We start from the raw sequence: 24,717 nt of genomic DNA, 5'->3' as shown, positions 1-24,717 counted from the left end.
TCGCGTCACCACCGCGCGGCGGTGCCGTTCACCCGTGCCGGATCAGGCACAGGCTCCGAATTGACAGACGAGTCGCCGGTGCTCGACGGTGCGGGCGGCACGGCGACCAGGCGAGGACGACCCCCGGTGCTCGGCTGGTCGCCAGTGCTCTCACGCAGCCCCGAGTCGGTATCGAAGATGGACCGCTCGGTGGCCGAGAGCACCGTCTGGATCTTCATCCCCGGCGAGTTCTCCAGCTTCCACAGCGCCCGGCCCTGGCCTTCCATCGCCCACCCCGTGAGCACAGCCTGTTCGCGGTCGGACAAACCGAGTTCCTCGGCGAGCTCATCGCCGACGCGGGTGGACTGGCCGAGCAGGATCCGGGTGGAACACAGCGCGAGCAGATCCTTGGCGATCGAGACTTCCTGGGACCCGGCCGCACCGACCGAGAGCAGGTCCGAGGGCTTGTGCATGACCAGCAGCTGGATCTTGCGTTCGGCACGCGACAGACGCAGGTCAGAGTCCACGGCCTGGACCGCGCGCAGCCCCAGCCGCATCTGGCGCCACACCTCGTCGCGCACGACCAGCCGCACGTCGCCGTCATCCTGCAGGTCGGTGATCATCGACGACCACGACCCGAGGCAGGTCAGCGCGACCGCGACCGCCTGATCCCCCCGCGAGCGCAGCAGCGACAGGTCCATCGACTGCACGGGTGCGTCCCAGTCGAGGTCGAAGTTGGTGGGCTCGTCGAACAGCCCGGCCAGCGGGCCGACGACCAGGTTGGACAGCGCGTCGGTGATCTTGCGGGTGTGATCGACGAACTGGCGATACGAGGCGAACCGCGTCTGCTGCCACAGGTCGTCGTCGGGGTCGGCGAGCTGGGCCACCACCTGCGGGATGGTGATCGGGCGCAGCTCGTCGGAGCCGTGTTCAGCGCCGACGAGGCGGTTGAGCACCGTGGACAGCACCAGCTCGTCAGTCACCGTGGGCGGGTAACCCTGGGCTTCGGCCAGCGCGGTCAGCAGCCGAGTCCAGCGGGCCAGAATGCCGGTCAGCTCCTCACGCTGCCGCGCGGGCGACCAGGTGGGCCAGTGGGCGCGGATCGGGCCGAGGTCAAGGGCGTTGAGCCGGTGCGGGCTGCCGCGCCCGAGCGCGATCGGGGTGATGTCGAGGGCGCGCAGCAGCGGCGTGTACTCGCCCTTCACATCGCCACTGATCAGGGTGCGAACCCCGAACAGCGACAGCCGCAGGATCGTGGCCAGCACCGTGGACGACTTCCCCCGGCCGGGTTCACCGAAGATCGCCAGGTTCGGGTTGGTGACCATCTTGCGCAGCACCCACTCGGTGGGGTGAACGTAGAACGCGCCCCCGGACTGGGTGTCATAACCCAGCCGGGCGCCGATCGCCGGGACCCCGTTCGAGGCCAGCAGCGGGAACAACCCACCGACCTCGGCGGTGGTGGCCCGATACACCGGGGCCCGGCGGGCCGCGTCGACCGGGGCCCAGCCCCGGCCGGGCTCGCGGTGGCCCTGCCGGGCGGCGGTGGCCCGGTTGACCCGCTCCCGACGCCCGCGACGGCCGCGCTCATCGTCGTCGCCGTCAGCTTGGTCGAGGGGCGGGGTGGTCAGCGGGATGCCGTCGAGGTCGGTGAACTGGCTCAGCAGCTCCCCGGGCCCGCGCGGGTCGGGGCGGCGGCGCTTTCCGAACAGGCTCATGAGTCGAACGCCCTGGTCAGGCGCGGCAGCCCGATCCCGACCGGGAGCGCGGCGGCCACGAACGCCGAATCCTGGGCCAGCTCGAGGCGCAGCAGCCGGAACCGGCCCGAGGAGTCGTTCTCCAGCCGGGCGGCGTGATCCTCGACGTTCCAGTCCGCGGGCACCGTGAGCGCGGAGGCGACGGTGAACCGGACCAGGGCGTGTCCGGCCGCGACCGCGGCCTCCTGGTCGCGGGCCCCGGACTGGCGCCGCGTGTCCACGGCGGTGGTGTTGAACCCGCGCTGGGCCTTGGCATCGACGAGCACGTTGTTGCGGAACCGGTTGGAGCGCACCTCCCGGGCCGCGGCGGCCTGGGACAGGATCTCGTAGTGGATCTGTAGCGAGCGGCGTTCCCCCGCAGTGCGCACCGCCAGCAGCGGCCCCAGCGACCCGAAGATCGTGCCGGACTCGGGCGGCTGCACCGCATAGGAGACGCTGCAGAATCCGTCGTGGTGATACGCCCGCGCCGCCGGGGCCGGGGCCAGCGCCGGGCCGGCCTGGGAGATCGGCAGCCCGACGGTGCCATCGGCATCGGGGTGGGCCAGGTGCTGGTGCTTGAGCGAGGCCGCGGTCGCCGGGTTGAACCCGGTCTTGATGGCCTCGGCGACCCCAGTGGAGGTCAGCCAGGTCACCGACTGCACGCCGAGGCTCTTGAGCCCATCGGCGACGCCCTCGAGCAGCCGGTAGAGGGCATACGCGCGCCCCGCCACGCCGCCGCCGGCGGCCTTCGCCGGGCGGCGCAGCGACTCCTCGGTGCCGGACACGGTCACGAACAACTCCGTGCGCACGCTGACCGAGGCGACATCGCGGTCGATCTCGGCAGTGACCTGATGGGCCAGGGCCGGGGCGTCGAAGCGCTGGTGGCGTTCGCGCCACACGGCGTACTCGGTGCCGTCGTCAGGCACGGTGCGCACCAGCAGCGAGATCCGGTCGATGACCTCGCGGTGCCCGAGCCCGACCAGCATCGACCCCAGGCGGGCGGCCAGACGCTCGCACTCGTCGTCCGAGAGCATCCCGACCCCCGAATGGGTCAGCTTCGCCGTCGCGCCCCAGCGTCCCTCGGCAGTGTCGTGGATCAGGCAGATCCGCGAACCGTGGAACTCCGGCCCATCGGGAAACTCCAGACGGGCGAGCACCCCGGGCAGATCCGGTTCGGTACGCGGCCCGGCCAGCCCAGCGGCGGCGCGGGATTGCCACGGCGACCAGCGCATCAGCACTCCTGTTTGGAACATGACCAAGTCGGCCAGCCACCGAAACGCCGGCCGGCCGTGGATCGGAACGAGGATCAGAAAGGCCAGCAGCCCGGCGAACACACCCCAGCCCAGCGTCTGCGACCACTGGTTGCGCGACATCGCCAGAATCGCCGGTGCGCACGCGGCGATGACCAGGAACGCCTGGACCGGGGTCATCCCCGCGATCCAGCCCATCCCTTCCTTGTGGTTGAGCCCCCGATACACACGCGGGCCCCGCGCGGCGGACTCGGCGCTCATTCAGGACTCCTCTCCTGCGGGTCAGGGCGGTTCGGCGGCACAGGGCCGGGCGACGGTGAACGGCTGGGACCCGGTGGGGTCGTGGGTGGGGCGGCCCCGTCCGAGCCAGCAGCATCCGACGGGGCCGGGTCAGGGTGTGGCGGGGCATGCTCACCCGCCTCGGGCGGGGTGGGGCCGTCATCCGGGCGGCCCACCTCCGGTGGCCCGGAGGCGTCCGCTGGCGGCGCGGGCGGCTCGCCCCCGTCGGCGCCCGAGGAGCCCGAACCCTGCTCGATACCGACCGAGTACGGGCCGATCGAGGCGTAGCTGCTCGAACTCTGAGCCGACTGCGACGCCGCACCGGCCGAGGAACTGATCTGTCCCGCACTCGACCCTGCCATCGGGGCCGGGCCTGGATTCCCGATCCCGGTCTGGGCCATCTGTTCCGAGGCGAACCCTCCCGCGGCCTGCCCGGCGGCCTTGGTCGCGAGATAGCCACCGACCACCGCGGCCGCGGCCGCGCCGCCGGCTGCACCGAGCGCGCCGCCCGCCGCGGCCCCGCCGCCGGCACCGGCACTAGCTCCCGCCGCACCACCGCTCGCACCGCCGGCCCCGGCCCCGGCCCGGCCGGTCGCGGCCGTAGTCCCGCCGAGCTCACCACCACCAGCGCCCTCGGCGGCCGCGCCGGACTGCCCGCCGCCGCTGCCCATCCGGTAGGCCTGCTCGCTCTGGCGGGCGATGTTCATCGCCTCGCTGCTGCCATTGTCGCTGCCCGGCTCACTCGACGAGCCACGCGAGCCAACGCCCGAGCGCAGCGCCATCCCCGCACCGGTTCCCGGGTCGACGAAGGCCAGCAGCCGGTAGAGCACGAACGGGCAGAACAGCGAGATCAGCAGCACCGCCGCACCGGCAAGCAGCCCGGCCACCCCTTCGGAGCGGGCCATGATGTGCACCCCGATGAGCACAACCAGAGCCAGCGCCGGTTTCAACAGCACCGCCGCGAGGATCCAGCGCACGGTCCGCCAGTAGATCGAGGCCGTGGTGTCGGCGACCAGACAGGCCGCGGTGATCGGCACCGTGGCGATCAGCACCATGATCGCCGCCGCCCGGAAGATCATTTGCAGGGCGAAGCCGATCCCGGCAGGGATGATCCCGAACAGTGCGACCAGCGCCAGCAGCATCGAGCGGGCGCTGTCCTCGACGCTGTCACCGAGGTCGGGGTTCTCCCCGATCCGGTCGGCCACCGTGGGGTTCTCGGCGACCCCGGCGAAGGTGGCCTGCTCGCTGAGGCTGCTCAAGAACAGCTCGGTGAGCCCGTCGGCCGCGGTGAGCAGGATCGCGACCACACCGGTCGTGGCCGCCAGGGCGATCCCGAACTGGGCCGGGCCGGTGACCGCGCGCAGCATCCCGCGCCCGCCGCGCAGCGCGACCGAGGTGAGCTGGAAGAAGAACAACCCGAGCGCGATCAGCGCGGCCAGCCACACCATCGCGCCCCACATCGACGAGACGTCCACCGCGCCCGCGGCGTCCGCGGCTCCGGCCGTCGTGGCCGGGTCGTCACCGGGGTCGCCGGTGATGGTGCTGGGCGCGATCGAGGAAGCGTCGTCGGCCAGGGTGAACCCGCCGTGGAGCAGGAAGATCCCGGCGTCCCAGATCCCCTGTGCCGCATCATCGAGCGCGGACTGCGCCATCGCGGTGGCCTGATCACCGAGCCAGCCGAGCGGCCCCCCACCGCCGCTGTCGTCCCCGCCGCCTCCGTCGGGGGGTGGGGCCGGTTGCGTCGGCCACGCCTGGGGGGTCACTGCTGCAGTTCCCGGTAGCCGGCGGCCACGGCCTCGTCGCTGCCGGGCCAGGGCGACGGGGCCGCTGCGGCGGCCGGGCCGGAAGCGATACGCCACTGATCGCCGACGCGGCGCATCGGCAAGCAGTTGCCGTAGCCGCCGGTGACCACCCGGCCTTCGTGCTCGACCACGAACTCGCCCAGCACACAGCCCACTAGGTAGGTGCCGTCGTCGGTGGTGCCCTTGACCATCGCCGAGGTCGGCGCCCACGAGATGGTGGTACCCGCCCGCGGGCCTGTCGGCGACATGTGCGCCGACCGGCGAAACTCGGCCAGGTCCCGGCTGACCGGGGTCTGCTCCGGCGGGGCGGCGCCCGGCTCGGCCACCGAGGCATACACCTGCGCCCACGTTTGCAGGTCGCCCCCGGACAGTCCCGCCCGGGTCACCGCGAGCACCTTCCCGAGCGCACCCTCCTCAGTGCCCGGGAACCCACCGGGCACCAGCGTGCCCACAACCTGTCCAGGCTGCGGGACCGTGATCGCCGCACCCGCCGATCGAGAGCTCAACGCATGGGGCATCGACGCCGACTCGGGCAGCGCCAGCATCGGCCGCCGGGCCAGCGCCGACTCCGCCTGGGGTCCGTTGCCGGCCGCGGCGCCCGGGTCTGTCGTGGTCACCGACGCGCCGTCGTCACTGGTGGAGGCATCGTCGCTGGTGAACATGCCGGTCACCGACACCACCAGCCCCACCAGCAGCGCCAGCACCAGCAGTGCGACACCGACCAAGACCGCCACAGCACGCCGGCGGGCTGCCCGCCCGCCCGCGCCGCCGCGCGGGGCTCCGCGGCTCGGTGCCGTCGTGGTGTCCCTGCCGCCGAGCATCAGGCGGCTCCGCCCGCGAACTGCGAGACCAGGGTGTAGCCGAGGCCGAACAGCAATGCCAGCGCCAGGCTGCCCACGATCAGCCGCGCGCCCAACCGTCCGGAGCCGTGGTGATCCCACAGTCGCCCAGCGGTGGCGGCGACGATCCCGCCGAAGAACAGCCCCAGCACCGAGACGCCGGCGATCCAGCGCAGATACCCGACGACCCGCTCGATCGCCTCCGACCCGGGTGGTGCCTCCGACCCAGGGTTGGGGATCGTCTGCACGGACCAGGACTGGACCTCGAACAGCAGGTGCGTCAGCAACATGACGTGGCCTTTCAACAAGTGAGCAGACAGCGGGGGTCAGCGGCGGCGCGGGGACGGGATCAGGCCCCAGGAGGCGAGCAGCGGTCGCAGTGCGTCGACCACCCGCGGCGGGGAGGGTTCGTCGGTGACCCCGGACAGCGACCAGGCGGGGTGGTGCGGCACGAACAGCGCCTCGTCGAGCAGCTCGGCCACCCGGGGCCCGGCCGCACCGGCGACCCCGGCGGGCCACTTGCGGGCGCCGTTGACCACGAGTTGGAACACCGGGGTGGCCACGCCGCGCTGCACCCACGGGTCGAGGCGGGCCAGCAGCTGCTCGGCCTGGCGCAGCGCGGGGCGGGTCGCGCGCACCACCATGATCGGGCGCTGGGCGGGCAGGCCGCGGCGTAGCCAGCCCCCGGCGCCGTAGAGCGGCGACGCTCCGGCGCGCCAGCCGCCGTGGCCGAGGTCGACCACGGTGGCGTGCAGCGGGTCCGGTGCCGGGTCGGGCAGCCAATCCGGTGGCGGCGGGACCATGCCGGGGGTGATCGTGGGCAGCGAGGTTTCCAGGCGGGCGACCAGGGCGTAGTCGCGCCAGCTGTAGCGCACGGTGACCCGCTGGTCGACCGGCTTGGTCCATGGGCCCTCGGCGGTGAACGCGCATGCCAGCCCGGAGCGGCTCGGGTCGTCGGCGTCGACGAGCAGCACGCAGCGTTCGTCCTGCTGCAGCGCGTCGGTGAGCGCGGCCGCGATCGACGACGCCCCCGCCCCGGAGGAGCCGGCTAGCACCGGCATCAGCGCCCCGAACGCCGACCACTGCACCGGGCGGGTCACCGGGAACTGTGTGGCGGTGCGTGCCTGGATGTTCTCGGTGGCGGCGCCGAGCTGTTCGGCCAGCTGTGCCGGGTCCCGCTCGCCGGTGCCGTCGGCCGCCGCGGCGCTGGTGACGTCGACGATGGCCTCGTTGTCGAGCAGCCCCAGGTGCGGGGCGTGGGTGCGGGCCGCGGTGCCGAGGGCGTGGTTGAGCTCGTAGGGCGTGCGCGGCCCGGCCGCGAGCCGGTAGTGCTGCGGTGCCGCGGTCATCGGCGGCCACCTCCTCGTCGGGTCGTGTCCGGTGCGGTCATGGCGCGGCCGATTCCGGCGGCGGGGTGAGCGAGGCCGAGTCGGCGGCGGTGTAGATGCGCCACGCGGTGTCGTCGAACACGGGGGAGACCAGGGCGGTGTCATCTCCGCCGGAGACCACCCCGATGACCTGCCCGCGCCCGTCGGCGGCGTCCGGGCCGGTCAGCCAGGGCCCGCCGGAGGCCCCTTCGGTCATGTCGCAGTCCAGGGCGAGCACCTGCCCGGGCGGCTGCTCCGGGTTGTGGGGGAAGTCCTCGACCACGGCCTCGCCGACACAGCCACGCAGGCTTTGGCCGTCATAGCCGCCCAGGGCCGGGTAGCCCAGCGCCGCCACCTCGACCCGTTCGCCGGGGGAGAAGCGGATCCCCTGGGCGCCGAGGACCTGTTCGGGCAAGAGCCCGTCGCGGGGCAGCAGCGACACGAACGCGAAGTCGGTCGCGGCCGCGACGTCCTCGATGGGGGAGTTGGCTTCCTGCCAGGCCGGCGGGGCGTAGGCGGTGTCGACCGCCCACCGCCCGTAGGGTTCCTCGCCCGAGGCCCAGCCGGGGATGAACATGGCCCCGTCGACCCGCCACTGCCCGTCGAGCCACACGCAGTGCGCCGCGGTGGCCAGCAGCCGCCGCGAGCGCGACGCGACCACCGCGGCCGAGCACTGGTGGCGGCCGCCGTCGACGACCAGCACCCCGACCGAGGACGCCGACAACCCGCCCACGACCGGGCCGGCCTGCCCCCGCTGCGGCGGACCGTCCGCGCCAGGGGGTGTCGGGGCGGCCGCCCCCCACGCTGCTGCGGCCGCCCCGCTGACCCGATCCCCGGGTGGGGAGTCGGCGGCCGGGAGCACGCATGCCAGCGCCACGGCCACCACCGCGGCCACTGGTACGGTGCTTTTCCTGCAGGTCGTCATCAGAATGCGTCCTGTGGCCTATCGCAGGCCGAGCTTCTGAGAGCAGGCCGGCCAGGCATTCCAGCCCTGCTCGGCCTGAACCTTCTCGGCGACGGCGATCTGCTCGTCCTTGCTCGCCTCGGCCGCCGAACCCTCCCCACCGAAAGCGCTCCAGGTCGACGGCGAGAACTGGAGCCCGCCCTCGTATCCGTTGCCGGTGTTGATGTTCCAGTCCCCGCCGGACTCGCACTGCGCGAGCGTGTCCCAGGTAGCGGTGTCGGTACCGGCGGTGTCGGCGCCCGCGGCGGCCGGGGTCGCCTGCGCGCCCTCGGGGTCGCGCGGCTGCTCCCCCTCACCGGTCTCGGCCGGTGCCGCGTCGTCCTGCTCCGGACCCGGCTCTTCGCCCGACGAGTCGTCCTCGGACTGGTCACCAGGACCACCCGACTCACCCGCAGGCGACTCCTCCTCGCCACCGGGGCCGCCGCGCTCGCCGGGGTCGGAGTCATCGGCCGAGCCGCGGTCCCGGCTGATCGAGTCGCTGCCCGCACCGCTGTCGCCCGGGCCGTCCTGGTCGGAACCCTCGCCACGCTGCGAGTCCGCACCGTCCTCGACGGAGTCGGCCTCCTGCGACGAGCTGGACTCGTCCGAGGACGAGCCCGAACCGGAGCCCTCCCGGTCGCCGGCCGAGCTGTCGGCGTCGAGGTCGATCGCGTCGAGCTTCTCGGAGAGCTGCTCGGCCACCGGATCGACGTCGGCGGCCTGCTTGACCTGCTCGGCGAGCTTCTCCGCGCCGGACTCCCAGCCCTGTCCCGACCCGGCACCCGACTCGCGGCGGGTCGAGGTGCTGGTCTCGGACCGATCCGTGCTCGACGAGCCCGTGTCGGCGTCGGGGGAATCGTCGCTGCTGCCGGTGTCGCGGCTGGGCGCGCCTGCGCCGCCCGAGCTGGGCGAGTCGCTGCCCGAACCACTGGAGCGGTCCGAGGTCGACGATCCGCTGTCCGACGAGCTGGGCGAGGAACCCGAGCCGCCGGTGGACTCGGTGTCGGCGGAGCCGGCGTCGTCGAGTCCGAGGTCGTCGAGCTTGTCCAGATCCGCAGGGTCGGCGCCGAGCTCCTCGAGCTGGTCACGGTCGATCACCTGCAGGACCGAGTCCCGCACGTTGGCGGCCTCGGCGTCCTGGCTGGCGCCCAGGGTCTGCATGAGCTCACCGACCAGATCCATCGCGGCGCGGGCCTTCTCCAGGTCCTCCGCCGAACCCGACCCACCCGACGACGTGGAGGAGTCCGACGAGGTCGAGGAGGAACTGGAGGAACCCGAATCACTGCCCGAGCTGCTCCCCGAGCCCGAGGAAGACGGCGACGAGCTGCTCCCGGAATCGCGCTCACCCGACCCCGAGCCCGGCCCGGAGCCCGAGTCCGGGCTGTCTGCGTCGGACTCCGAGTCGTCGTCGCCCCCGGGCGAGCTGCTGCCAGAATCACGCGACACCGCCGGGCCGTCCTCGTCATTGGCGGAGTCCTCGCCGCTGGAGGAGGACGGGCCACTGCCCGACTCCCGGTCCGACCCCGACGAGGAGCCGCTACCGGAGTCGGAGTCATCGCCGCCGCCGGAGCGAGACGAGTCCTCGTCCTCACCAGCACCGGGCGAGTCCTCCTCAGACGAGGACTCCCCGCCCGAACCGGAGGACCCCTCGTCCTCCCCGCCGCCGGGGCCGGAGGCCCCCTCGTCCTCCCCGCCCTCGTCGTCGGTCGGTGGTTCCTGCGCGGGCGCGGCCGGGGCATTCACTGCCGGGGCGGCGGTGGCTTCGGCCTGATCCATACAGGTCTGCGGCAGCTCCGGCTCGGCCTGGCGGTCCGGGTTCACCGCGGCCGGGCCGCCCCCGGCCCCGGAGCTGTCCACCGCCGCCGGTGGTGCGACCGCGTTCTGGGCGGCATCCCCGGCGGATTCGACCGCGCCGACCGCGCTGTCCGCGGCACCGCCGAGGGACTGCCCGATCCCCTCCAACGGGCCACCACCACCGTCCGAGGGCGGTGGCGGCTGCTTGGGCAGCAGATCGGCCGGTGTCGGGCCGAGGTTCTGCTTGGCCAGCACCACCGCGATCTCGTGCAGCTGCGGATCGGTGGTGCCGTTGAGCTGGTCGGAGACGTCCACGGCCTTCTGGCGCCACCCCGGCTCGTGGATGGCGGGGGTGAACCCCAACCCGGAGATCTCACGGGCCAGCCCCTGCGCACGCGGATCGGTGCTCACCGCCAGATCGGTCAGCAGCGCCCGGGTCTGGGATCGGGTCTCGCGCGCGGCATCGAGCTGGCGCATCGCCTTGCCGGTGTTACACGACTCCGCGGTCAGCCCCAGCTGCGCAGGCAGCGGGCTGATCGAGAACGCGGTCAGCCCGAGCATCGCCCCCGCGGTGAGCATCGCGATCGTCGAGCGACGCAGCGCGGGGCCGTGCGAGCGGCGGGGGACATGAGCGGCCCAGGACGGGCGAGGCGTTCGTTTACCAGGCATTACAGGACTCCGACGTGATCGGGGGGACTCACTGGAAACCGGACACGGGCAGGCGGATCGAGCCGCCGGGGCGGGTTAGCGGGCAGCGGCCATGCGCCCGCCCTTGCTGTTTTCTTCCTCGGTCAGCGAGGTGCTCGAATCGGAGTCGCTGGACCCCTCACTGGCCTCGGAATCGGTCGAGGCGCTCTCGCCCTCACCGACCGACCACTGCTTGACCCAGTCGTAGTGGACCTCGCCCTCGCCCCCGCCGCCGCCGTTGTCGGGGAACCAGTCCAGCTGCAGGCACAGGTGCATCGGACCCGGCGGCAGGATCGAGGTGTCGGTGGTCTTCCACCACTCCTCGCCATCGAGGAAGGCGGTGATCCCGTCCGGGGTCCACTCGACCGCGTAGTTGTGCCACTCGGTGGCGTCGACCTCGACCTCACCGTGCACCTGGGAGTTGTCCTCGCCGTAGTGCAGGAACAGCTCCACCTTCTGCCGGCTGGAATCCATGATCTCGGCGAAATCGACCTCACCACCGACCGGGAAGTTCTCCGCAGTCGGCCACAACAGCGCCAGCGCGTTGTAGGCCTCATCGCCCTTCGGGGCCTTCATCCGCACTTCCCACCGGCCGTACTGCTGGGAGTTGCCCCAGGCCATCCCCCCGGTGGTGCCATCGGCAGTCCCGTTGATCGTCAAGATGCCGTCGGCCACCGACGCCGCATCCGGCGACCGCACACCGTTACCGGCATGCCCGGGGCCGTCGTAGAGGTTCCAGTCATCGAGCCCGGCGGACTCGAAGTCGTCGACGACATCAGGCTCGCCCCAGCCGAACGCCTCGGCCGCGGTCTCGCCCTGCTCCCCGGAACCCGAGCCCGAACCACCGCCCGAGCCCGAACCGGAACCACCACCTGAACCCGAGCCGCTACCGGAGCCGGCGTTATCGTCCCCGGATCCGGTGTCGGTGCAGGACTCCGGCACGAAGTCCGCCTCATCGGCCCCGACGTCGAGCAAGGCCTCGCGCAGTTCCTCGGCGCGTGGCGAGTCGTCCCCGTCGAGCTCGGCGAGCACGTGGGTAGCGGTGATCCGCCACCCACACTCGACGTCCTCATCCGCCGGCGCGGCCGGGGACAGCGCCGAGGCGGTCAGCGACGCCGACAGCGACACCGCGGTCCCGAACCGTGCCCAAAACGTCGGGCGCATTACCAGGCCACGCCGGGACGGCGTTCACCCGCAGGACGGCCCAGCGAGGTCGGGCAACCGTAGAAGCCCTCGGCCACGGTCGCGGCGATCTCCATGCCCGCGTCCCGGGTCGACGGCTTGAGCGCCTCGAGGTCGATCTGGCCGCCGGCCTGCAGGTGCGGGTCCGCCGGCAGGGTCAGCACCGCGCGGCAGCGTGCCTGGAAGTGCTCCAGGATCTGGGATTCGTCGATGAACGCGCTGCTGCGGTCCTGCGACAGCACCACCACCGCGTTGTCGGCCAGGTGCCGCCAGTGCCGCGCGGCCAGCCAGTCCAGCGTCTTCGCCGCCCGGTTCGCCGCATCCTGGGTCAGCGACCCGACGATCACCAGCGAGTCACAGCGGGCCAGCCCACCCTGCATCGCCGAGTGCGTGATGCCCGTTCCACTGTCGGTCACCAGCACCTGCGCGAACTTGGACAATACGTCCAAAATCGCCTCGTAGTCGCGCTGGGAGAACGCCTCGGACTCCTCCGGCTCCTGCTCGGAGGTCACCACCTGCAGCCGGTCGACCAGATGCACGAACCGCGACAGGTCCGAGAACGAGCGGACCTGGTCGAGATTCTGGAGCAGCTTGCGCACGGTCAGCTGCGAGGCCGCGAGCTCACCGACCAGACGGTCGCCGAGCGTGCCCGCGTCCGGGTTGCCATCCAGGGCCACCACCCGCTCGCCGCGGCCCTCGGCCAGGAACAACCCCAGCAGCGCCGAGACCGTGGTCTTGCCGACCCCGCCCTTCATCGAGCTGACCAGCACCGAATGCGGCCCGTCCATCGGCGTGCGGATCTTGCGCTGCTGCTCGATCAGACGCTGCTCCGCGCCCGACAGCCCGGGATTCCAGCGGCCCCCGGTCATGGCGTAGGCGGCGGCCCGCCACCCCTGCCGGGGCGCCGTGGCACGCGTGCGGACAGCGTTGACAAACGGTGTCGGCACCGCGGCATCACCGTCGGCACGGACGCTAGGCGCCCCATGGGCGGGTGCCTGCGGCGGAGCCGGGGCAGGGGGCGGCGGCGCCGCCCGCTCAGCGGTCCGTGATCCCGCCGCGGGCGCGGGCGCGCCCTGGTCGGGGACCGGGGCGGGCTGGGGAACCGAGGCCGGCGCGGTAGCCGTCCGCTCGGCCGCGGTGGTCGGCTCCGGGGCCGGCGCCGGTTCCTCGCTGCGCGGCGGCGGAGTGCTCGACGACGGGGCGGGAGTGGACATCCACGCGAGGCTGGCGCTGTCCGGGGTCCACGGCGTGTGGTTGTTGGTCTCGTGCCGGGTGTGATTCGTCGACGTCATGAGCAGCTACCTCACGCAGGGTTCAGGCGGACGGGTCGGGCACCAGGTGGGGATCGACGACCAGGCGGCCGTCGTCGTGGTCACGGGTGATCGGCACGGTCATCCGGACCCAGCTCGAACCACCGGCGACCCACCGCGGATCAGCAAGCGGGGGAGCGCTCGACGGGCCGAGCAGCCCCGGCGGATCAGCCGCCTCGACCGGCTCCGGCGGCGACTGGTCAGGCGACGGGCAGGCGCGCGCATACGGCGTGATACGCACAATGACCTCGACGAACACCACAACATCCGACCGCCGGTAGATCCGGTTCGGCTGTGGTGAGTCGGCGCGCTGCCTGCCCTCGCCCGACCACCCCCAGGTGCACGCCTGGGGGTCCGCGAGCAGAGGCCGTAACACCTCTGCCCGCCGCGTGGGCTGGTCCTGGTCGAACGACTGGAAATCCGCCGCGAACCGTCCCGCGAACGCCGCCGCCTCCAGATCCGAGATCGGCTCAAGCGAGCGTACGGAGCGGGAGAATGACTCGTGGAATGAGGCGTACCGGGCTACCGAGCGGGAGTCGCCGGCGAGAGTGCTGCTCGCAGTGCGTGCGTTTGCGCGGGGCACCGGTCGGATTTGCAGTGTGTCAAGGCGTACCTGCGGTGACGCGAGCTCGGGCTCAGCGGGCGTCGAGTCGGTCTCGGCTGAGGCTGGGGCTGGGGCTGGGGCGGTAGGCTCACGCGATCTCCGCGAGACCGCTTCCGCTGCCTGCGGCAGGGGTCGTTGCGGCGTCTCCCGCAGTTCGGTGCGGCCCGGCTCCGTCTCATCGTGCGTGTAGAGACCTCCGGACCCACCGGCGCTTGTCGTTCGATCAGCGCCATGGGCAACCTGTTCGCCACGCGCTGGCTCAGCCGGGTCCTCGGTGATGGCCTCGCCCCCCGCTGCCTGCTCGGCCGCGGTCGGGGAGGTCTCGAGGCCGGGGGCGCGGCGCCATTGTGGTGCGTTGGTGGGAGGCATCGGGCGGGACCTGATCGGCATCAGTTCCACCACCGTGAGTGGGCACGCGGCCGTGCTGCGGTCCTACTTGCCACGCCGCACCTCTCTCGCTTGAGATCTCGTTACCGCCTGCCGATCGCGCATCGATGCAACTCGCAGCCGTCCGTCGGACGCACAGGTTATAGCAGCATCATTAGTGAACAGTAAAGATGCTGGCAGTTGCAGGCGGCTATGTCGTGTCCCGAGAGGACCGGAGCCGGCGGTGTTCGTCGCCCGGGTGGGCCGCCGGGATCTGGGAGGTCGTCGGTGGAGGGTCGCGTCGGTCGGCGGGGGTTGGACGGATCGGCGAGGGCCTGAGCTTAGGATCGTCGGGCATGACACCGTTCGGGTCAGATTCGATACTCGAAGAGAGGGACAATGCCAAAGTCGAGAGTCGAACTGTTCGCTGACCCGGTGTGTCCGTTTGCATGGATCGCGTATCGATGGCTCTCCATGGTAGAGATGCACCGGGATGTTGAGCTTTCACTGCGAATCATGAGCTTGGCTATCCTGAATGACGGAACCCGAGGATACCCTCCCGAAGAGAAGCGGGGTTTGGAAAGTGCATGGCGGCCAGTACGCGTGGCGGCAGCGGTGGAGGAACAGCGTGGCCCGGGCGGGTTTCGCGACTTTTTCGAAGCGTTTGGACAAGTGTTTCACGTGGAGGGGGTTCGACCGCGAGATGCGGCCCTTCGAGAGGCTCTTCGGCGGATCGAGGCTGCGCAGGTGCTCCGATCTGCAGACGTGACCGACTATGACGCCGTCATCCGGGAAAGCCACAGCAGAGGGGTCGAACCAGTGGGGATCCCGGGAGGAACGCCCACCATACATATCGATGGTGCCGCATTCTTCGGGCCCATCTTGAGCGCGGTTCCTGCCAAGAAGGAAGCGCTTGCCATGTTCGACGGGACTCGGCTGATCGCGAGCAATCCACAATTCTCTGAGTTAAAGCGCGGTCGCCCGGAAGAGATTAGAGTCGACTAGGAGCGCGACGCTGTCGCTCTATGGATTGAGAAATGGCGACAAGCGTTTCGATCTCGTCCTCGGCGGCGACGATCACCGGCGCCCGGGTCTCCGCGGACGGTACATCGGCAACTTTCAGGGCCTGGAGGATTTGCGCAGCGGTGGTATCGGGATCGCCGGAGACAGCCGAGTCGGTAACGGTAGCGAGTCGCGGGCTCAGGCAGAGAAGCCCGTCGCGGACCTCGATGAGGCGGCGACGGAACAGCTGTCGTACCCCCGCTACGGGGAGCCGCGCTCGACCGGGCCCGGAACGTGGCTGTGCGACCACCTCCGGATAGGCATCTGTGAGCACGGACCAGAGTGGTGCAAGGTCCTGGTACTGCTGCCGTCGCAGCCGCCACCATCGCCAGGTCGCGATGGCCCGAGAGACACCTGCGAGAGACAACCCGACAGCCACGAGGATGTAGCCGACGTTGTTGAGCCGGAAGGTGACGGCGTTGAGCCACAGTAGCGAGTCCCCAACGATGACCACCTCGACGACACGGAACGCTCGAAACGCGGACGCCACCACCAGGGCAAGGAGACCGACGGAGACGATGCTCAGCGCCGCGGCGAGAGCGCCCTCGCTCTTCGCCCCGTAGCGGCGGGTCCAGTAGCTACCGAGCAGGAAGACGTAGACGAAGAAGATGTTTCCGACGATGTAGAACGCCATGACCGCCGGATGGTTCAGGTGGGGTGAGTTGAGGGAGTGGCTTCGGTACGGCTCGGGGGTGACGAGGATCAGTAGTGCGAGGACCAGGGCAACTACGGCGCCAAGAGCCAGTGTCCGCCGCACAGTGGGGCGGACTCGCGCCGGTGAGCGTCCTACCCCGATGAAGAACGAGAGGAGAGCGCAGAGCCCCATGATCGTGAGGGCGTTGTAGGTCAGCTTGCCCAGCCCAGGGGCAGCCATGTCGACGGACGCCGTCACGACAGGGAAGCTGATCACCTGTCCGAGCGCGAGAGCGAGTAGCCCAGCCGACACGAGGCCGACGAGCAGCCGCGTTGTGCCGATGCTTCTGCGGTAGTCTGCTGCCTTCACGGTCGCCCCGATGCCGAGGAGGGCGACGAGTACAACTTGGAGAGTCACCGCGAATCACCGTCCTGCTAGGTCATGCAACTGGCTTATCGCGGGCTCCACCTGTGGCCTAACGCGTCGGTCAGTCGCTCGAGGATGGGGTCAGCGCCTGCCCCGTCGGCCTCACTGGGCGTGCTAGACAGCCAATTGAGCATAATTGTTGCCAGTATCTCTGCCTCCTCCTCGCACACTCTGGCATAAACTGACGGCGAGAGCGAAGCTGTCGAGCCGCTGGCGTCGGCGGGACGTCGTGACCACCATCGACGTGGCTGGCGCATAGTCACGGGAGCAGACTCTGCGTTGAGTGGCTTTCCGAGGGCCAGCGCCACAGCACTCGCATCGATCTCTGTGAACCCGAACCCCGAGGCACTGTGCAGCACGGTGGACGGAGGGTGCTGTAGCAGCATGTGGGCGAACTCGTGGAGAATGATCAGTTGCTGATGGTCTGCTGTGGTCCGTGCCTCGTAGAGGACGATCTCCACGTGGTCCTGGCTGCCTGTGATTCCGGACGCCGCGCCGATCGGTAGCTCCTCGGTGGCCACCACCTCGATCACGGTGTTCCGTTCGCCGCCCAGGGCGGTGCACAGCGCGCCCACCGTCAGTGGCGGGCGTAGTCCCAGCTCGCACAAGCGGTCCCGCGCCACGGAGACCAAGGTGGCGTAGCTTCTGGCGCGTGCTCCCGTGGCCACCATTCGAACTCCCTTCAGAAGCGCAAGTAGGCGAGCTAGCTGAGCCATTCAGCCTAGAACAGAGGCCAGGGTCAGGGTCCGGGTGACGAGCCTTCCTCGCCTTGCAGAGGGTCGACTCTGGTTGCCAGCTCGCGCAGTAGGTGCGTGTGTACCGCCGCCAGCAAGTCAACGGTGAGGTCAGCGGGGCGGCACGGCCCGTGGAAGCGCGCCGGGGCGTCATCGCGGTTGTGGCGTAGCAACCAGGCGTCGACGGTCTCGGCCATGGTCCGGTCGACGAAGTAGGTCATAGGTACTTGGAGCGCTTGCCCAAGAAGGTCTAGCGCGCGGCGATCGCCGCGGCTCGCATCCTCGCCGAGGGACGCTCGCTCGGCCGCCGCCAGCCACTCGTGGGCTAGGGGACGAGCATCAGCACGGGTGATGCCACCGAGGCAGTCGGTCAGAACACCCGCTGCGCCCTCCTCGCTACCGAGCTGGCTCCGCATGCGCGCGAGATGCAGCACGCTGTCAGACACGGAACGATAAGGAGGGCTCACTTCGGGTATTTCCTCTCCGCAGGATGGGAGCTCCGACGATCCGGTCAGCCGTCGGGTGAGTGGCGACGGCGCGCCGAGAGCTCGCGCTGCACGAGCATCGCCAGGGCGTCGCGGTCGGAATCGCTCAGCGAGGCCATGCGGGTCGCGAGCTCGACGAGCTCGGCGTTGTCTCCCTGACTGTTGATCTGCTCGATACGGTCGAGTTCTTCGGAGACCCGCTCGTAGACCTCGGGGTCGGTGAAGTAGCCGGCAGAGACTCCGAACGCCCTGGCGAGCTGTTGAACATGCTGTAGGCCGGGGTGCTTCTTAATCCCCTTCCTCAGCTCGGCGACGTAGGCAGCTGAGATGGAGCCGCCGGTCTCTCGCACGCGCGAAGCGATGGCCCGGTCGCTCAAGGGCGGTTGGCCCGGCGGGTGCAGGACCGCGATCAGCCGCCGGAGCTGCCCGGCAAAGTCCTGCGGACGCCGGTCCGGTCCGTCCTGGTGATCGCCGGTAGTCATCGTGATGAGTTCCTGTCCCCGTGCTGGTGAGGTCTTGGTCCATTCGGGCCCGCTAACGAGCTGGGTACTGCCCCAGCTCTGCTACAGCGTATCCATCAATCCACGATCGTTCGCTGATGTGGGCGCATAGTGGTCAGGCCGTCCCACGGCTCCAGACTGTAGGGCGCAGTAGTGCCGAGTTCAAACCCCATGTTGACAGGCAGGCGTGGTCGATTACGCTCTGCCCGGTGTTCGCCACAGCAGGCGACCCGGCAGGGTCTGTTCGCTAACACGCGTCCTGCCTCAGCCGGGGGGTCGAAAGACGCGACACGGAAAGGACAGTGCGCATGTCGCTGGACAGCCCAGCCGCCGAGGCCGAGTCGCAGGTGGAAGTGTTACCCCCGGATCGTGGACTGGACGCACTGCTGGCAGACCGCCGGCAGACACGAACGCGAGGGGACTCCACGGCGATTCGCCAGCTGACCGAGCGACTGCAAGCGCAGCCGTCGATGCAGGACTTCCGCAACGACCTCGAGGATGCGCTCGTCGGTATTGCCGCTCAGGTCGTGCAGGCGATGATCCGACTCCGCGAGCAACGTCAGGAGAACGTCGTAGACCCCGATGCAGTGGCCGATAATGTGACAACCGCCGCCGAGGCGCTGTGCGCTGCAGAGTTGACTCTGACGGTCATGCGGTCGGTCGTGCCGGTGCCTCGAAGCTGAGTAGCCCTCAACGCTGATCGAGGAGCCGGAGCTCCTCGATCAGTCGCACGATGACCTGGCGTGCCTGCGGCCCGACTCCGTCGAGCTTCTGGACGAGATCACGAAGCTCAGGGGTGCGGATCGCGTTGAGTAGCTGAAGGTCGTCAGCGGAAATTACCGAATCCCGATCCTCGCCGGAAAAATAGCCGACCGGAACTCCGAACAGGCGCGCCAAGGCCACGACGAGCGGCCAGGACGGCTTGTCTCTACGCCCGCGGCGAAGCTGCTGAACGTAGGCGGTGGACACCGACGGGCCACCGATGCGCCGCAGACCGTCAGAGACTTCCTCGTTGGTCCACGCCTGCCCATCGGGTCGCTGGGTTTCGATCAGCGCGTCGAGCCTCTCAGCAAAGAGGCCGGGCCCCCCTTGTGCCTCGGAGTTCTCGCCGCGCACACGCCACTCCTTCGTCCGCCGGACCGGCCCGGGATGTCCTCGCACCGCCGTTGCCATGTCATGCCCTTCCCGGTCCGTGGGTTCGAACGATCTCCGGCAACCGGTCGTGCTGGCTGGGAGCAAAGCTGCCAGCAGCAGTGCCTAACCCTAACCCCTGCTCGCCCGCACATGCATATGCCGTTTGCGGTCCATCGGTAGCTCGTTTGCGTTCCGGCTGGTCGAGCGAGGCTCGGCGCCTAGTACTAGTGACGAGCGCATGACGCGGACACCTGACCACAGCCCCCCATCACTACAGCAGCACCATCCTCAATGGAAACAACTAGCACTATACATACGGTCCGGAGCTGCTGAAGCTAGTCAGTTGGGAGAACCAGCGACTTTGGGGCTGCGAGCGGTCGGTCCCCTAGATGATCGCGGCCGCCACTCGACCGCGATCGCCCCGGCCGCCGCTGGCCATAGGCACCGACGCGGCCGATCGCAGCCCGATCTCGGCGAACACGTTGTTTAGTCCACTTGTCTGCGGAGCCGATGTAGCCGTGCAGGCGCGGTCAGATTCCCAAGTTGGTCGCAGCGTTCGCTTCCCAGGCGGTCTGGACCCGGACGTAGCCGCCGATGGAGGCCAGGGAGCGGTGCCGGGTCTGGGCGGCGATCTCGCGGTCGGAGGCACCGCGGGTGTGGGCCCAGGTGACAAACCCGGCGCGCAGGGAGTGCGGGCTGTAGCGCGGCGCCGGGGTCAGCTGATCCAGCCCTGCGGCCGCCACGAGAGCGGTGATCCGGCGGTGCACCGAGGCGCGATGCAGGGGCCCGGGGGTGGCGCGGTTGCCGGTGGAGACCCGGCGCAGCACCGGGCCTTCGGTGATGCCGGCCAGCTCGAGCCAGGCCTGTAGGGCCCGGACCGGGCAGGCGTCCGGGTGCGCGGCGTAGGGCAGGATCACCAGCTCGGCCTGCTCGCCGCTCTGGTTGGTCTTGGACCGGGGGATGACCAGCGTGCGGCCTCGCTCGTGGGGCAGGACGTCGGCCACGGTCAGCGCGCACAGCTCCGAGCAGCGCAGCGCCGACCAGAACCCCACCAGCAGCAGCGCCCGATCCCGGGCACCGGCCAGGTCGGGTTCGTCCGGGCGGGTCCGGAAGGAGCGGGTGGTGGCCGTGGCCGCGACCAGGTCGAACAGGTGCGGCGGCATCAACGCATCGGACCCGTCCGGCGGGGCACCGTGGGTCCGGCGGATCCCGTCCCACACCGTGCTCACCCGCGCCGGGCTGGTCGGGTCGGGCAGGTCCTGCAGCGCGTGGAAGAACCGGATCGCGGCCATGCGCCGGCTCATCGTCGACACCTTCGCGCCCGCCCGGGCCAGCGCGGTCAGATACCCCGACACCGCCGCCGGCGGTGCCGGCAACGCCCGGTGGCCCTCCCGGTGGCACCACTCGTCGAACTCCGCCCAGTCCGACCGGTAGGCCGCCACGGTCGCCGGGGCCTTGGACGCCCGCGCGTAGGCCGCCTCCTCCTCCGAGAGCCCCTCGGCCCCCGCATCGAGCCCGAGCAGTACCCCCAACCCCGGCGGGCGCCGCGCCAGCTCGGCCGCACTCGCCCCGCTGGCCGCGTCCTGGGAGTCGCTCACGGTGATCGACCGTAGCCGGACAGGCCACCGCGCTGCGGGAGATCCGACCCGGCGCGGCTACTCAACGGTTGCGCAGCATCCGAAAACGTTCGGCGCTGCAGCCCGCCCCGGCCGCGGGGGCGGGCTTGACACCGATCGCGTCGTTCAGCGAGCGGGTCAGGACGACCTCGACCGATCGCGCAGCGCCTGCTCCACCTCGGCGGCCAGCTGGGCGGCGGCGCTCATCGCGCGGCCTCCTTAGCAACGACCGGGCCGGACAGGCGGACCAGCAACGGATCGTCATCCCAGACCAGTGACGGCGCGAAATCACAGTCGTCCCACTCCACTGCGTATCGGCAGCTCAGGTAGTGGGTGACGGTGCCGTCGCCGTAGTGGCGCGACCGGACGCGGTCGTGGACCCGGACCCTGGCGCTCATCGCTCGGCCTCCCGTTCGCCGGTGGTCGGCGCCGCCGCCCGCCGGGCGCCGTCACGGCCATCGGCGCCCGACAGCAGGTCGCCCACCTCGTCAAACGGGGTCGGCGACTCGCACATCGCACTGTCGTGGGCGCGCAACAGCCCGTCGAGGTCGAGGTCCCAGAACCGCTCGTGGGGCTCCCCCCACTGGGCGGCGCCGGCGCAGCACCAGATGCGCTGGACCGCGTACAGCTCACCCGCCGAGAGCCGATGACGGCGAGCGAACACCGCATCGACCGCCGCGTGCGGATCCACCGGCGGCGCCGAGCCCGGCCGATGGCCGGGGTGGCGCAGTGAGCAGCTGACCGTGTCGTGCCCGGCGTAGAAATCCGCGTCGTCCTCCCAGAACCGGTCCGGGGAGGCCTGCGGCAGCCGGGCCGCGGTGGCGCAGAGCCAGATGTCGGCCAGCGAGCGCAGCACGTCAGCGGGCAGATGGTGGCGGTGCACCCAGAGGTCGGCCAGATCCCCGGCAACCCTGCCTGACGGTGCGTGGGCAGTGTGGTCGTGCGTCGTGGACATGACTGTCCTTTCTGGCCAGCACGGTCGATGCCCAACCGGCTCGCGGTCGGCAGGGACGGCCTCAGTAGCCGCAGTCGGTCAGGGGCCCGTGCTCGTTCCGTTTTCGTCGCATCTCGTGGTCTGCCTTACCGGATGGGTACGACAGTCACGCCGACCTCGAGCGCGGCCCAGGCCGTGTCGGCGGTGACCGCGGGGGCCTCCAAGCGGGCGGCCAGGGCCAGGCAGCACCGATCACCCAGCGACAGCCCGGCGGTGCGGGTGGCCGGCCAGAGCCGGGACGCGGCGAGCGCGTCGGTGGCGTCGAAGGCCCGGACGCCGATGCCGAGGCTGCGGAGCTGGCGGATGGTGCGGTCGGCGTCGACGCCGCGCTGGGCGAGCTTCTGGTGCACCTCGGCCAGGTTTACCGCAGAGATCACCGCGGCGTCGAGGTAGCCGGTGACCACCGCGGCGCCCGGCTCGTCACGCAGCCAGGCCAGCACCGCCGACGCGTCAAGTACCGCCATCGGACGGTCCCCGCCGGCGGCCGGCGCGCTGGGGGCCGGGCGGGTCACGGCTGCGCGTCCTCGACGGCGGCCTCGGCGCGCCGGTCGGCGAGCAGCTCGTCCGCGGCGGAGGTGTCGGCGGGCCCGGTCCAGGACGCGGCAACCTCGCGACGGATCCGAGCCATCAGCTGCTCCCGGCTCTCCATCACCACACGCCCGTCCTCCACCGACAGCACCAGCGTCGACCCCGCCGACAGGTGCAGGTCCCGACGAACCTGCGCCGGTATCAGCACCCGACCGTCGCGGTTGACGACGACCTCCGCGTGCTCCGGTTCGGCAACCTCATCCGACATGACCAGAGACTATCACGCAGCGACGCGCCAAACTGTCAGAGCGACGCCCGATCTGTCGGAGAGTGACACTCGCCAGCACGATCGATCTACGCAACATAATGTTGCTTCTGTTGCGTAGCGCGGAAGTCTCGGTTGGGGCGGGATGCGATGTCTGATCCTGCTAAGGCCAGGCATTTCGTAACGTTGTCTAACAAAACAAAATACAGAACGATTGACACAACGAAACAAAAAACATAACGTCAACAACGTGACTGAGGAGTCGATCCCCCCGCAGACCGGCACCGACGAGGCGGCCGGTGCCGAGACCGGCGGCGAGCCGCCCTCGGCGACCGTCGGCGCGCCGACAGCGGTGCTGTCGGCGGCGGCGCCGGCGGGGCGGGGTGTGGAGCTGGAGGAGTGTCAGTTCCCCGGCGGCTGCCCGAACGCGATCGCCTACGCCGGCACCGGCCGGCGGCCGAAGTACTGCTATCAGGTCGTGGGCGGGGTGATGCACGACCGCGGCAACGCCAAGCGCGTCCTGGACGGCGGGGCCCCCGCCCGGCGCCGCGGCGAACCCGACGATCCCGCTCCGCGGCCGGTCACCCGCGCGCAGCAGACCGTGCAGGCCCAGGTCACCGGCCTGGTCAGCCGGCTCGAGGAGGCCTCCGGGGAGCTGCGCGACGCGCTGGGTAACCTCGCCGACCCCGACGCTGTCGCCGCCGAGATCGCCGCCGCGCGCCGCGCCGCGCGCGCCGAGATCGACCAGGCCCAGGCCGGCACCGACGAGGCCCAGGCCCGCGCCCGCACCGCCGAGGCCGACGCGGCCGCCGCCCGCCGCTCCGCGGCCGCCTCCGATGAGGATGCCGAGACCGCCGGGCAGGCACGCCAGCTTGCCGAGGACGCCCAGGCCCGGGCCGAGACCGAGCGCGACGACCTTGCCGGTCAGCTCAGCGCCGTCCGGGCCGAGCTGGAGACGACCCAGCACGCCCTCGACGAGGTCCGCACCGAACGCGCCCGGCTGCAGCGCGACCTCGACACCACCCAGACCGAGCTCGCGTCCGCAGCCCAGGCCCGCGACGCCGCTGGGGCCGAGCGCGATCGCCTGCACGGCGAGCTGACCGAACTGACCCGCACCCTCGAGCAGGTACAGGCCGACCGCGACACCGCCCTGTCCGGGGGCGAGCGGCTGCGCATCGAACGGGACACCGCACGGGCCGAGACCGCCGCCGCCCGCCGCGACACCGAACGCCTCCGGGCCGAACGCGACCAGGCACTGACCGACCGCGACACCCGAGCCGGGGAACGCGACACCGCCCGCGAGCAGGCCGCGGACGCGCGAACCCAGCTCGCCGTCGCCGAGGCCACCGTGACCGCGCTACGCGACCAACTCGACCGCGACCTCGACCGCGAACGCGCCTACGGCCAGCAACGCCTCGACGACGCCGACACCCGCCACCACGCACGCGAACAAGAACTCCGCGACGAACTCGCCCAGCTCCGCGCACAGCTGTCCGGGAGCGGGACGTCCCAGGACACCAGCGAGGGCGAGTCGCCGGAGCCGGCCGGCGACGCCGGACCCGCCCGGGGCGGCCGGGACCGCAGGCGCGCCACCAACGCCCCACGCCCCGCACGACGACGCCGCGGCGCCGACTCCGCTCCCGGCGACGCCCAGACCGCCGATCCGGAAGGGAAACCGCCATGAGCTGGACCCACCACCACGCAGTGCGTGCCCCGGCAGGACCGGATACCCCGCCCCGATGCGACGGCTGCCAGCGTCGCCCCCGTCACCCCGGCGAACGCGCCGACATCGCGACGGTCTGGATCCTGCCCGGACCCGCCGGCCCGGTCATCGGGCACTTCTGCCGCGACTGCGCCCCGACCGGACCAGTCCTCGACCTCACCTGCACCCGGTGCGGCGACGGACCCCTGCTCGCCGGTGACATCGCCGACCGACCCGAACAGGCCGCTGCGCTCCTGATCGCGGCCGGATGGCAGCTCACCGGACCGCCGACGTGCCCGTCCTGCCCCCGGATCCCCGCCGGACTCCCCCACCAACGCCGCTCTGGAGGAACCCGATGACCAAGCCACGCCCGGGCACTCACGACTCATCTTGAACTGAGCTCGTGGGCGGGACTGTCAACTTTCCGGTGTAACTGAAGCTGGTTGAGCTAACGGCGACCGGCGGACAGGCGCCCGTCGAAGGCCATGTCGAAGGCGTTCAG

At 71.1% G+C, this 24,717-nt stretch carries 25 protein-coding genes; 4 read left to right on the top strand and 21 right to left on the bottom strand.

Features of this window, described 5'->3' with window-relative positions:
- Positions 1-5: 5 nt before the first annotated feature.
- From BM093_RS29980 to BM093_RS29935, 10 genes are all read right to left on the bottom strand, one after another.
- On the bottom strand, positions 6-1,694 hold the full coding sequence (locus tag BM093_RS29980) for an ATP-binding protein (protein WP_093354581.1): 1,689 nt from the start codon (positions 1,692-1,694) through the stop codon (positions 6-8).
- A complete protein-coding gene (locus tag BM093_RS29975; RefSeq protein ID WP_093354578.1) occupies positions 1,691-3,223 on the bottom strand; it encodes an SCO6880 family protein in 1,533 nt (510 codons plus the stop codon). Before BM093_RS29975 ends, BM093_RS29980 begins: the two co-directional genes overlap by 4 nt.
- Positions 3,220-4,893 carry a TrbL/VirB6 family protein gene (locus BM093_RS36320; protein ID WP_177238787.1) on the bottom strand — a complete coding sequence of 558 codons (1,674 nt, stop codon included), beginning with the start codon at positions 4,891-4,893 and terminating at the stop codon, positions 3,220-3,222. The genes BM093_RS29975 and BM093_RS36320 overlap by 4 nt, the downstream gene beginning before the upstream one ends.
- 107 nt (positions 4,894-5,000) lie before the next feature.
- Complete coding sequence (locus BM093_RS29965) at positions 5,001-5,768, bottom strand: hypothetical protein (protein ID WP_143105595.1); 768 nt, start codon at positions 5,766-5,768, stop codon at positions 5,001-5,003.
- A 95-nt stretch (positions 5,769-5,863) separates the two neighbouring features.
- Positions 5,864-6,172 carry a hypothetical protein gene (locus tag BM093_RS29960; protein WP_093354567.1) on the bottom strand — a complete coding sequence of 103 codons (309 nt, stop codon included), beginning with the start codon at positions 6,170-6,172 and terminating at the stop codon, positions 5,864-5,866.
- Between the two features lie 36 nt (positions 6,173-6,208).
- Positions 6,209-7,231 carry a hypothetical protein gene (locus BM093_RS29955; protein ID WP_093354563.1) on the bottom strand — a complete coding sequence of 341 codons (1,023 nt, stop codon included), beginning with the start codon at positions 7,229-7,231 and terminating at the stop codon, positions 6,209-6,211.
- Positions 7,232-7,268: 37 nt separating this feature from the next.
- Positions 7,269-8,126 carry a trypsin-like serine peptidase gene (locus BM093_RS29950; RefSeq protein ID WP_143105594.1) on the bottom strand — a complete coding sequence of 286 codons (858 nt, stop codon included), beginning with the start codon at positions 8,124-8,126 and terminating at the stop codon, positions 7,269-7,271.
- Positions 8,127-8,192: 66 nt separating this feature from the next.
- Positions 8,193-10,655 carry a transglycosylase family protein gene (locus BM093_RS38255; RefSeq protein ID WP_342743048.1) on the bottom strand — a complete coding sequence of 821 codons (2,463 nt, stop codon included), beginning with the start codon at positions 10,653-10,655 and terminating at the stop codon, positions 8,193-8,195.
- A 75-nt stretch (positions 10,656-10,730) separates the two neighbouring features.
- Positions 10,731-11,837 carry a glycoside hydrolase family 16 protein gene (locus tag BM093_RS29940; RefSeq protein ID WP_093354554.1) on the bottom strand — a complete coding sequence of 369 codons (1,107 nt, stop codon included), beginning with the start codon at positions 11,835-11,837 and terminating at the stop codon, positions 10,731-10,733.
- Positions 11,837-12,802: a MinD/ParA family ATP-binding protein gene (locus BM093_RS29935; protein ID WP_245773884.1), complete on the bottom strand. Its 966-nt coding sequence runs from the start codon at positions 12,800-12,802 to the stop codon at positions 11,837-11,839. Before BM093_RS29935 ends, BM093_RS29940 begins: the two co-directional genes overlap by 1 nt.
- A gap of 190 nt (positions 12,803-12,992) precedes the next feature.
- On the opposite strand from BM093_RS29935, the gene BM093_RS36315 reads away from it, so the two are divergent.
- On the top strand, positions 12,993-13,133 hold the full coding sequence (locus tag BM093_RS36315) for a hypothetical protein (protein ID WP_177238786.1): 141 nt from the start codon (positions 12,993-12,995) through the stop codon (positions 13,131-13,133).
- 36 nt (positions 13,134-13,169) lie between these two features.
- On the opposite strand, the gene BM093_RS35465 is transcribed toward BM093_RS36315, so the two are convergent.
- Positions 13,170-13,424 carry a hypothetical protein gene (locus tag BM093_RS35465; RefSeq protein ID WP_143105593.1) on the bottom strand — a complete coding sequence of 85 codons (255 nt, stop codon included), beginning with the start codon at positions 13,422-13,424 and terminating at the stop codon, positions 13,170-13,172.
- A 1,110-nt stretch (positions 13,425-14,534) separates the two neighbouring features.
- On the opposite strand from BM093_RS35465, the gene BM093_RS38450 reads away from it, so the two are divergent.
- Positions 14,535-15,140, top strand: a complete 606-nt coding sequence (locus BM093_RS38450) for a mycothiol-dependent nitroreductase Rv2466c family protein (RefSeq protein ID WP_093354546.1) — start codon at positions 14,535-14,537, stop codon at positions 15,138-15,140.
- Here BM093_RS38450 and BM093_RS29920 read toward each other — a convergent pair.
- The 4 genes from BM093_RS29920 to BM093_RS29905 form a co-directional block, all read right to left on the bottom strand.
- The gene (locus BM093_RS29920) at positions 15,127-16,248 is read right to left on the bottom strand and encodes an MAB_1171c family putative transporter (protein ID WP_093354541.1); all 1,122 of its coding nucleotides are present in this window, start codon (positions 16,246-16,248) and stop codon (positions 15,127-15,129) included. The two genes, BM093_RS38450 and BM093_RS29920, sit on opposite strands and share 14 nt — an antisense overlap.
- A gap of 35 nt (positions 16,249-16,283) precedes the next feature.
- The gene (locus tag BM093_RS29915) at positions 16,284-16,928 is read right to left on the bottom strand and encodes a hypothetical protein (RefSeq protein WP_093354536.1); all 645 of its coding nucleotides are present in this window, start codon (positions 16,926-16,928) and stop codon (positions 16,284-16,286) included.
- A 68-nt stretch (positions 16,929-16,996) separates the two neighbouring features.
- Positions 16,997-17,437: a hypothetical protein gene (locus tag BM093_RS29910; RefSeq protein ID WP_093354529.1), complete on the bottom strand. Its 441-nt coding sequence runs from the start codon at positions 17,435-17,437 to the stop codon at positions 16,997-16,999.
- 65 nt (positions 17,438-17,502) lie between these two features.
- Positions 17,503-17,958 carry a hypothetical protein gene (locus BM093_RS29905; protein WP_093354522.1) on the bottom strand — a complete coding sequence of 152 codons (456 nt, stop codon included), beginning with the start codon at positions 17,956-17,958 and terminating at the stop codon, positions 17,503-17,505.
- 326 nt (positions 17,959-18,284) lie between these two features.
- Between BM093_RS29905 and BM093_RS29900 the strand changes: the two genes are divergently transcribed.
- Positions 18,285-18,659: a hypothetical protein gene (locus tag BM093_RS29900; RefSeq protein ID WP_093354517.1), complete on the top strand. Its 375-nt coding sequence runs from the start codon at positions 18,285-18,287 to the stop codon at positions 18,657-18,659.
- A gap of 7 nt (positions 18,660-18,666) precedes the next feature.
- Here the strand turns inward: BM093_RS29900 and BM093_RS29895 are convergent, their stop codons facing one another.
- From BM093_RS29895 to BM093_RS29870, 6 genes are all read right to left on the bottom strand, one after another.
- Positions 18,667-19,092, bottom strand: coding sequence for a hypothetical protein (locus BM093_RS29895; protein ID WP_093354512.1), 426 nt, complete (start codon positions 19,090-19,092; stop codon positions 18,667-18,669).
- 548 nt (positions 19,093-19,640) lie between these two features.
- A complete protein-coding gene (locus tag BM093_RS29890) occupies positions 19,641-20,708 on the bottom strand; it encodes a site-specific integrase (protein WP_093354507.1) in 1,068 nt (355 codons plus the stop codon).
- A 221-nt stretch (positions 20,709-20,929) separates the two neighbouring features.
- Entirely contained in the window at positions 20,930-21,124 is a 195-nt protein-coding gene (locus BM093_RS29885; protein WP_093354503.1) for a hypothetical protein, read from the bottom strand.
- Positions 21,121-21,681, bottom strand: coding sequence for a hypothetical protein (locus BM093_RS29880; protein ID WP_143105592.1), 561 nt, complete (start codon positions 21,679-21,681; stop codon positions 21,121-21,123). Before BM093_RS29880 ends, BM093_RS29885 begins: the two co-directional genes overlap by 4 nt.
- Positions 21,682-21,806: 125 nt before the next feature.
- The gene (locus tag BM093_RS29875; RefSeq protein WP_093354611.1) at positions 21,807-22,184 is read right to left on the bottom strand and encodes a type II toxin-antitoxin system VapC family toxin; all 378 of its coding nucleotides are present in this window, start codon (positions 22,182-22,184) and stop codon (positions 21,807-21,809) included.
- 44 nt (positions 22,185-22,228) lie between these two features.
- A complete protein-coding gene (locus tag BM093_RS29870) occupies positions 22,229-22,516 on the bottom strand; it encodes an AbrB/MazE/SpoVT family DNA-binding domain-containing protein (RefSeq protein WP_093354496.1) in 288 nt (95 codons plus the stop codon).
- A 247-nt stretch (positions 22,517-22,763) separates the two neighbouring features.
- On the opposite strand from BM093_RS29870, the gene BM093_RS29865 reads away from it, so the two are divergent.
- Complete coding sequence (locus BM093_RS29865; protein ID WP_093354495.1) at positions 22,764-24,197, top strand: coiled-coil domain-containing protein; 1,434 nt, start codon at positions 22,764-22,766, stop codon at positions 24,195-24,197.
- Positions 24,198-24,717 lie beyond the last annotated feature (520 nt).

The sequence above is a fragment of the Pseudonocardia ammonioxydans genome, assembly GCF_900115005.1.
Taxonomy (GTDB): domain Bacteria; phylum Actinomycetota; class Actinomycetes; order Mycobacteriales; family Pseudonocardiaceae; genus Pseudonocardia; species Pseudonocardia ammonioxydans.
The sequence above is the reverse complement of the archived record's forward strand: the minus strand, read 5'-3'. Positions and strand labels throughout refer to the sequence as shown.

Coding starts and splice junctions, on each gene's coding strand:
- BM093_RS29975 (WP_093354578.1), bottom strand. CDS start 3,223: ATGAGCGCCGAGTCCGCCGCGCGGGGCCCGCGTGTGTATCGGGGGCTC.
- BM093_RS29870 (WP_093354496.1), bottom strand. CDS start 22,516: ATGTCGGATGAGGTTGCCGAACCGGAGCACGCGGAGGTCGTCGTCAAC.
- BM093_RS29960 (WP_093354567.1), bottom strand. CDS start 6,172: ATGTTGCTGACGCACCTGCTGTTCGAGGTCCAGTCCTGGTCCGTGCAG.
- BM093_RS29915 (WP_093354536.1), bottom strand. CDS start 16,928: ATGGTGGCCACGGGAGCACGCGCCAGAAGCTACGCCACCTTGGTCTCC.
- BM093_RS29885 (WP_093354503.1), bottom strand. CDS start 21,124: ATGAGCGCCAGGGTCCGGGTCCACGACCGCGTCCGGTCGCGCCACTAC.
- BM093_RS38450 (WP_093354546.1), top strand. CDS start 14,535: ATGCCAAAGTCGAGAGTCGAACTGTTCGCTGACCCGGTGTGTCCGTTT.
- BM093_RS29940 (WP_093354554.1), bottom strand. CDS start 11,837: ATGCGCCCGACGTTTTGGGCACGGTTCGGGACCGCGGTGTCGCTGTCG.
- BM093_RS29880 (WP_143105592.1), bottom strand. CDS start 21,681: ATGTCCACGACGCACGACCACACTGCCCACGCACCGTCAGGCAGGGTT.
- BM093_RS29875 (WP_093354611.1), bottom strand. CDS start 22,184: ATGGCGGTACTTGACGCGTCGGCGGTGCTGGCCTGGCTGCGTGACGAG.
- BM093_RS29955 (WP_093354563.1), bottom strand. CDS start 7,231: ATGACCGCGGCACCGCAGCACTACCGGCTCGCGGCCGGGCCGCGCACG.
- BM093_RS29905 (WP_093354522.1), bottom strand. CDS start 17,958: ATGACTACCGGCGATCACCAGGACGGACCGGACCGGCGTCCGCAGGAC.
- BM093_RS38255 (WP_342743048.1), bottom strand. CDS start 10,655: ATGCCTGGTAAACGAACGCCTCGCCCGTCCTGGGCCGCTCATGTCCCC.
- BM093_RS29980 (WP_093354581.1), bottom strand. CDS start 1,694: ATGAGCCTGTTCGGAAAGCGCCGCCGCCCCGACCCGCGCGGGCCCGGG.
- BM093_RS36320 (WP_177238787.1), bottom strand. CDS start 4,893: ATGGCGCAGTCCGCGCTCGATGATGCGGCACAGGGGATCTGGGACGCC.
- BM093_RS29900 (WP_093354517.1), top strand. CDS start 18,285: ATGTCGCTGGACAGCCCAGCCGCCGAGGCCGAGTCGCAGGTGGAAGTG.